General features: G+C 63.2%; 1 protein-coding gene. It reads left to right on the forward strand.

The features are described 5' to 3' along the window. Positions 1–100: 100 nt before the first annotated feature. A partial coding sequence (locus CXG43_RS01305; RefSeq protein ID WP_157824971.1) for a heavy metal-binding domain-containing protein occupies positions 101–631 on the forward strand: 531 nt, incomplete at its 3' end.

Consider the following 631-nt stretch of genomic DNA (forward strand, 5'->3'; position numbering starts at 1 on the left):
ATTGTTGTTTCAGTGCTCGGGACGCTCAGCCCCGAATAGCTGTGTAACCCGCAATGGCACACTGCCTTGGCAGTCCATCCCCACTAAAGCGAGCATCGGCATGAACTCACCGTCGTCCCATGACCATCACCATTCTGCAGGCGCAGCCCCTGTCGAGGCTGCGGATGGACGGGTCACCGATCCGGTCTGTGGCATGCAGGTCGATCCCGCCACGACGCAGCATCATGCGACCCACGCCGACACACCTTTCCACTTCTGCTCGGAGCGATGCCGCGCGAAGTTCGTGGCCGATCCGGAGCGCTATCTGACGCCCCAGGACGAACCCGAGGTGGCACAGCCCGGCGCCATCTACACCTGCCCGATGCACCCGGAAGTCCGGCAACAAGGTCCAGGCAACTGTCCCTTCTGCGGCATGGCGCTGGAGCCGGAAATGCCGAGCCTGGAGGACGATGACAATCCGGAACTTCGCGACTTCTCGCGCCGGTTCTGGTGGACGCTTCCGCTGACTGTGGTGACGCTCGTGCTGGCCATGTTCGGCCAGTACCTCCCGCGTGTCGTGCTGGGCGACGTGCAGATCCTGCCGTTGTCGATCGACGTGCAGACCTGGGTCGAGCTGGTCTTGACCACACCA

It is taken from the genome of Stenotrophomonas sp. Bg11-02, from assembly GCF_002836635.1.
GTDB classification, from domain to species: domain Bacteria; phylum Pseudomonadota; class Gammaproteobacteria; order Xanthomonadales; family Xanthomonadaceae; genus Stenotrophomonas; species Stenotrophomonas lacuserhaii.